The sequence below is a fragment of the bacterium genome (assembly GCA_040757115.1).
In the GTDB taxonomy this organism is placed as follows: domain Bacteria; phylum UBA9089; class CG2-30-40-21; order CG2-30-40-21; family SBAY01; genus JBFLXS01.
Genome location: JBFLYA010000214.1, coordinates 1 through 6,424, shown reverse-complemented (window position 1 = coordinate 6,424; position 6,424 = coordinate 1). Strand labels below are relative to the sequence as shown.

At 35.2% G+C, this 6,424-nt stretch carries 7 protein-coding genes and 1 tRNA gene; 1 reads left to right on the top strand and 7 read right to left on the bottom strand.

Translation table 11 applies throughout. The annotated features are described in order from the left end of the window. Nucleotides 1-346 precede the first annotated feature (346 nt). From AB1422_15160 to AB1422_15135, 6 genes are all read right to left on the bottom strand, one after another. Complete coding sequence (locus AB1422_15160) at nt 347-721, bottom strand: S1 RNA-binding domain-containing protein (protein MEW6620650.1); 375 nt, start codon at nt 719-721, stop codon at nt 347-349. 41 nt (nt 722-762) lie between these two features. Continuing rightward, nucleotides 763-838: transfer RNA gene (locus AB1422_15155), tRNA-Ala, on the bottom strand. Between the two features lie 64 nt (nt 839-902). After that, nucleotides 903-2,447 (bottom strand): NAD(P)H-hydrate dehydratase, encoded by a 1,545-nt coding sequence (locus AB1422_15150; protein MEW6620649.1) that lies wholly within the window; start codon nt 2,445-2,447, stop codon nt 903-905. Then, entirely contained in the window at nt 2,444-2,836 is a 393-nt protein-coding gene (acpS, locus tag AB1422_15145) for a holo-ACP synthase (protein MEW6620648.1), read from the bottom strand. The genes AB1422_15150 and acpS overlap by 4 nt, the downstream gene beginning before the upstream one ends. Nucleotides 2,837-2,899: 63 nt before the next feature. Further along, nucleotides 2,900-4,606, bottom strand: a complete 1,707-nt coding sequence (locus tag AB1422_15140; protein MEW6620647.1) for an ATPase, T2SS/T4P/T4SS family — start codon at nt 4,604-4,606, stop codon at nt 2,900-2,902. Between the two features lie 234 nt (nt 4,607-4,840). Then, complete coding sequence (locus tag AB1422_15135) at nt 4,841-5,413, bottom strand: CDP-alcohol phosphatidyltransferase family protein (GenBank protein MEW6620646.1); 573 nt, start codon at nt 5,411-5,413, stop codon at nt 4,841-4,843. 119 nt (nt 5,414-5,532) lie between these two features. On the opposite strand from AB1422_15135, the gene AB1422_15130 reads away from it, so the two are divergent. After that, nucleotides 5,533-5,715, top strand: a complete 183-nt coding sequence (locus AB1422_15130; protein MEW6620645.1) for a hypothetical protein — start codon at nt 5,533-5,535, stop codon at nt 5,713-5,715. Here AB1422_15130 and AB1422_15125 read toward each other — a convergent pair. Continuing rightward, nucleotides 5,679-6,260, bottom strand: coding sequence for a lytic transglycosylase domain-containing protein (locus AB1422_15125; protein MEW6620644.1), 582 nt, complete (start codon nt 6,258-6,260; stop codon nt 5,679-5,681). The two genes, AB1422_15130 and AB1422_15125, sit on opposite strands and share 37 nt — an antisense overlap. Between the last annotated feature and the right edge of the window lie 164 nt (nt 6,261-6,424).

The following is a 6,424-nucleotide window of genomic DNA, read 5'->3' as shown; positions in this document are numbered from 1 at the left end:
AATAGTAAATTTCGTGTCTTCACACTATTTCTACTATCGGCAAAAGACCTTTCTTTATTTAGCTAATTCGTGCCAAAAACTTCTATCATATTGAGTCCTATCCAAAAACTTGAACATCGAGTAATACGGACTTTCGACTAACTGTTTTTAAGCCTTTTTAAACACCGAAAAACACGAAAAAAACAAATATTTTCCTCTCTGTTTCTCTGCGTCTCTGCGGTAAATTACCACCTGAACGGTTACCGATTTTTTTTATTATCCTGATAATCTGCGCAAATCTGCGTCCTATTAACTTGAAAACCAATTCCGTGCTAATCCGTGTTAATCAGTGGCTGAATAGTTACTTTCAATATTTAATTCTTCCACCGCCACCTCGTTTTGCTTCCATATTGCGTCTTAAATCTGATAATCTTTCATCACTACTTTTTAAAAACCGGGCTAATTTTTCTTCAAATAAGTCAGTTTTTTTCTTTGGACTTTCAGGGTCATCCTGTGCATCTTTTAGAGATAGGTCAAAACAACCTTTTTTATTCATTGCCAGAATCTTAACTTTAACAACATCGTTTATCTTCAGATGCTCGGAAATATCTTTAACAAATTGATTTGCGATTTGAGAGATATGAATTAACCCTTGATTTCCATCCGTAAGTTGGACAAATGCCCCAAAATTCGTTATTTTTGTAATTTTTCCCTCAACGATACTTCCAATTTCTGGAGGCATAGTTATCAAATATTCTCCTTTACTCCATCATTCTATTTTATTGGTGGAGGCGAGGGGATTTGAACCCCTGACCTTCGACATGCGAAGCCGACGCTCTCCCAACTGAGCTACGCCCCCCTTATAGTAGTCAGTAGTCAGTAGTCAGTAGTTAGTAGTCAAAATTACATTTGACTATTGTTTCCTATCTATTGTCTACTCGTTTAATCGCTTTTGGAATTTTAAGAATCAAGTCAGATGCTACTAAACTATACATCCCTTTTTCTTCTAAAACTAAATCTCCAGCCAGGCCATGCAGGAAAACACCTAATTTAGCCGCATTTAATGCCAATACCTTTTGAGCTAATAATCCAGCTATCATTCCGGTTAATACATCTCCACAACCAGCCGTTGCCATACCTTCATTGCCTGTGGGATTGATAAAGATATTACCTTCTGGGTCAGCAACTATTGTTCTCGCACCTTTTAGCACAACCACTAATTGGTATTTTTGGGCAAATTCTCGAGCGAGAGTTAATGTATTTCTTTTTACCTCATCGATACCTATTCCTAAAAGACGCGCCATTTCTCCCGGATGAGGAGTAATGACTACCGGTGAGGTTTTATTCTTTAATATGTGTAAATTATTTACTAAGGCAAATAATCCGTCTGCGTCTATAACCACTGGAATATTTATCTTTGGAATTAACTTTTTAATTAAATTTACAACCTCATTATTTCTTCCCAGACCAGGCCCTATGGCGAGACAAGAGGCATCTTTTATTAATTCCATAATTTTATCATAACTATTCAGACTCAGTATCTGGTCATCAGTCTCAGGTAAAGGTACCGTTATCACTTCCGTAAGTTTCATCTCAATAATTAGGTTCAGGCTTTTGGGAATACCTAATATGACTAATCCTGCACCCATCAACAGGGAAGATTGAGCGGTCATTGTTGCCGCACCCGTCATACCCACCGAGCCAGCAATAACTATGACTTTACCACAAGAACCTTTATGGCTATCTTCAGCCCGTTGTGGCAATAACGGAAAAATATCCTCCTCTAATAATAAATTTACTTTAATCTCCTTATCATTCAGGAGTTGTTCAGGAAGACTTATATCAATAACAGACAACTCTCCGACTAATTCTGCTCCAGGATAAAGTAATAATCCAATCTTTGGTAATCCGAAGGTAAAAGTAGAATTTGCACGGATACTACATCCCAGAGGAAAACCTGTATCTGCATCTAATCCAGATGGAATGTCAAGGGCAATAACTGGTTTCTGAGTTTCATTTAAAAAATTAATGACCTCTGCTAAAAAACCTTCTATCTCTCCTGAGATGCCAGTGCCCAGTATTGCATCAATAATAATATCTGCTTGAAGGATGTTAGTTTTTTCTTTTTCTAATTCATTTATTTCCTTGATGGGAATACCGATTGATTTTGCTATGTTTAAATTAATCAAGGCATCGCCTTTAATCTGAGCCTGTTCTCTTAACAAATACACCTGGACATCCATCGCTTGATTAAACAGATGTCTGGCAACAACCAATCCATCGCCGCCATTATTACCTCCACCGACAAAGATGGCAATTTTAGAGTTTTTTAAATCCGGAAAATCCTCCTCTAAAATTAAAGAAGATACAAGTCCAGCATTTTCCATAAGAACAATACCCGGGATATTGAATTCAAGACTGGCTCTTTTATCAATTTCTTGCATTTGTTGTTTAGATACGACTTTCATAATTTATCTCCAACATTACATATTGCTTGGGCAATGGCGTATTCTTTCGTATGAGAGATAGAGAGAAGGATAGATGATATTTTTAGTCTATTTGCCTTGCCAAGTATATTTCCGTATAAAATCACCTCCGGAGCACCTGTAATCACATCAGGGATTATCTCAATATCTTTAAGTGAGATAAAAGGCCATCGGAGTCCAAATGCCTTTAACACTGCCTCTTTAGCCGCAAATCGCCCGGCAAAATGTTGGTCTTCTGTTTTAGGATGTGTCTGGCAATACCGAATCTCTGATTCAGTAAAAACTTTAGTTAAGAATATGTTACCAAATCGTTCTTTGGTTTTTTTTATTCTTTTAATTTCAATAATGTCAATTCCAATACCATGAATCATTTTATTAGTTTAGTGTTAATCTCCTCTGCGGATATTTCTCTTTTGTCTTTTGACATCTAATTCCTAAATCACCCTTAAATATTCTTCTAAACTGGTCGTGCCATCTAAGACTCGACTAAAACCTACTTCCTTTAACGGTTTCATTCCTATCTTACAGGCATATTCTTTAATTTCAATAATAGAGGCGGATTTAAAGATTAAATTTCTAATGTGTTCATCTATGGGTAAGACTTCAAATATCCCAATTCGACCACGATAGCCGGTATCGAAACAAGCAGGACAGCCTTTGCCATGATATAGAGTTATTTCCTTATTTCCATCTTCTACTTTTAATCCCATTTCTGTAAGTATGGAACCTGGCATTTGATAAGGTGTTTTACATTTATGACATAAAACTCGTAATAGTCTCTGGGCAATTATCATAATTAAAGAAGAAGAAACCAGAAAAGGCACGATGTCCATTGAAATCAATCTTGGTATCGCACTTACCGCATCATTTGTATGGAGTGTGCTTAAGACTAAATGACCGGTTAATGCGGCATGAACTGCGGTTTCTGCTGTTTCCTTATCTCGTATTTCACCCACCATAATAATATCCGGATCTTGCCTCAAAAAAGACCTTAGACCACTGGCAAAGGTAACATCAAGGTCTGGTCTTACCTGCTCCTGATTTATACCCGGAAGAACATATTCCACCGGGTCTTCTATGGTCATAATATTCTTTTCTACGGAATTAAGTGTGGCTAATGTTGAATAGAGTGTTGTTGTCTTACCACTTCCAGTTGGACCTGTCACCAGAACTATTCCATAAGGAGATTTAATATATTTTTGATAAATTGCAAGTGACTCTTCATCAAAACCAAGTTTAGATAAATCTAAATATAGACTTTTGGGGTCTAAAATTCTAATCGCAACCCTTTCGCCAAAAATAGTCGGAATAAAAGATATTCGCATATCTACCTCTCGATTTCCAACAATAACCTTTGCTCGACTATCTTGTGGTCGTCTATGTTCAGTAATATCAGCCTTGGACATAATTTTTATACGAGAGATAATAGGTAGAAGTAATTTTTTAGGTGGAGCAGAAAGTTCATATAAAATCCCATCAATTCTTTGTCGAACGCGAAGTTTATACTCATAGGGCTCAATATGAATATCTGATGCCCCGGTTTGAATCGCATTTGAAATAATACGATTGACCAGATTAACTAATGGAGCTTCTTCAGCCGCAGAGGTAACTTTACTGACATCCATTACTTCCTCTTCAACCTCAGTGGATTTTACTTCTATTTTCTCTATTGTTTTCTCAAAAGTTATCTCTCCGCCATAATATTTATCGATAGTTTTTCTTATGTCATCCTCAGAGACAATTACTGGAGTTATGCGATAGTCACCTATAAATAACGCTACATCATCTATGGCAAATATATCCAGTGGGTCAGACATAGCTATGGTTAAATTATGGTCTGCAAGTGAAATAGGAATTAAATTATGTCTTCTAATGATAAATTCTGGAATTAATTTTAATACTTCACTCGGGATTTCTCCTATATCGCTAAAATTAATTCGAGGAATACCCAATTGTTGACTTAATGTTTCTAAAAGGTCATTTTCGGTTATATAACCTAAATTTCTTAAGATATTACCAATTCTCTCACCTGTTTTCAATTGTAGTTCTATTGCTTCATCCAGTTGTTTTTGGGTAATTATCTTTGACTCTATTAACATTTCACCTAAAAAGTATCTTTTTTTTCGTGGTTTATTTTCCATTTTTCTCCTGAAAATAGTTAATTAGAGATTAGAGAATTAGTGAATTAGAACCTGCACTCTTGCTAATCTCTAATCTCTATGCCCGATTTTCATCCTCCTTTGTGCCCACTCCCTGTGGGCATGAGCGTTTCTCCTGAAAATAGGCTGAAGGCTGAAGGATATAGGCTGAAGTTTTGAACGCTGTTTCCTTCAGCCTTTATTTTCATTCTCCTTTGTATCTTCGTGCCTTCGTGGTTAATCTCCTTTATTCTTTCCCTTTCCTTCTTCATTAAGCATCTGACTACCAACAAAGATATAATGAAGTGTGGAGACGATAGTAAAAATTACCATAGTGGTAATAAGCGTCCAGCGAATAATAATTGGATATTGAATTTCTATCAGACAACAAATAATTGTCAACATTTGAAGGGCAGTTGTTATCTTTCCCAGGATGCTTGGCTTAATCGTAATCGTATTAGGACTAAATATATGAAGAATAATCCACCCTAATGTCATAATCACTTCTCGACTTATCACCAGGATTACTATTCCCAATGAGATTTTTCCAATATATCCTATAACTCCAAAGGTAGTTACCAGAAGTAATTTATCTGCCAGCGGGTCTAATAAACTTCCAAGATTAGTTTTTTGTTTAAATGCACGGGCAACCATTCCGTCTAAGGCATCTGTTATCATTGAAAGGATAAAAATACCCAGGGCGATATGGCGAAAAAGTAGTAGATTTTTTCGGTAACCATAGACTAAAAAGATAACAAGAACCGGAATTAATAAGATTCTTAAAATAGTAATTTTATTGGCTAATGTCATTTTTTTATTCTTGAAATAAGGTAAGCGTTCAGGTGGTGTAACAAAAGGAGATGTGGAGATTAAGGAGATAGGGAGATATTATTAAAAAAATTGAAATTAATAGAAACTAATAGAAATTTATGGAAATTTGTTGTTTTCCACAATCAATTTCTACCTATTTCTATAAATTTCAATCTATTTCTATTATCTTATCTCCATATCACTCTTATCTCCTTATCCCCTTTCTTACACTTTTGATATATAGCCTGAACGGTTACGAAATAAGTTATATTTTGATTTGTAAAACCTTCCTGATTTTATGAATATTTTTAAACCACAGGTAATTCCAGATAACATCATGGACAAATTCTCGTGTTTCCTTAAATGGTATATTTTTAATGTCCGCTTTTGACTTTATCGTTCCCATTTTCTTTTCAGATAGCCATTTTTTTACATTTTCTGCTCCACCATTGTATGCGGCTAAAGTTAAATATATATCTCCATTAAACTTATTTTGTAATTTGACGAAATAATATAATCCAATTTGAATATTTATCTCCGGGTCGTATAGGTCGCAAACCGCAAATGGTCTTAAGTTTAATTTAGAGGCAATTTCTTTACCCGTTGCCGGCATTATTTGCATCAGACCAATTGCCCCTTTTGGCGATTGTGCTCCAGAATAAAAACTTGATTCAGCTTTGATAATAGCCATAGCTAAAAAAGGGTCGATGTCATACTTTTCGGCATATTTATAAACTATGTCTTCATAATAAACCGGGGCAATTGTATCCCAAAACCAATTACTATTAACTAATATTAACCCCAAAATAACCATTAAACAAAATAATGCAATTGCACCCCGCAACATTATTTATCTCCAATTTTTATAAATTTCCATCAAATCTGTGTAACCGTTCAGGCTATATATCAAAAGTGTAAGAAAGGGGATAAGGAGATAAGAGTGATATGGAGATAAGATAATAGAAATAGATTGAAATTTATAGAAATAGGTAGAAATTGATTGTGGAAAAC

Excerpts from the sequence above, each read along its gene's own strand:
- AB1422_15150 (MEW6620649.1), bottom strand. The coding sequence starts at position 2,447 with ATGAAAGTCGTATCTAAACAACAAATGCAAGAAATTGATAAAAGAGCC.
- AB1422_15135 (MEW6620646.1), bottom strand. The coding sequence starts at position 5,413 with ATGACATTAGCCAATAAAATTACTATTTTAAGAATCTTATTAATTCCG.
- AB1422_15125 (MEW6620644.1), bottom strand. The coding sequence starts at position 6,260 with ATGTTGCGGGGTGCAATTGCATTATTTTGTTTAATGGTTATTTTGGGG.
- AB1422_15140 (MEW6620647.1), bottom strand. The coding sequence starts at position 4,606 with ATGGAAAATAAACCACGAAAAAAAAGATACTTTTTAGGTGAAATGTTA.
- AB1422_15130 (MEW6620645.1), top strand. The coding sequence starts at position 5,533 with ATGGAAATTTGTTGTTTTCCACAATCAATTTCTACCTATTTCTATAAA.
- AB1422_15160 (MEW6620650.1), bottom strand. The coding sequence starts at position 721 with ATGCCTCCAGAAATTGGAAGTATCGTTGAGGGAAAAATTACAAAAATA.
- acpS (MEW6620648.1), bottom strand. The coding sequence starts at position 2,836 with ATGATTCATGGTATTGGAATTGACATTATTGAAATTAAAAGAATAAAA.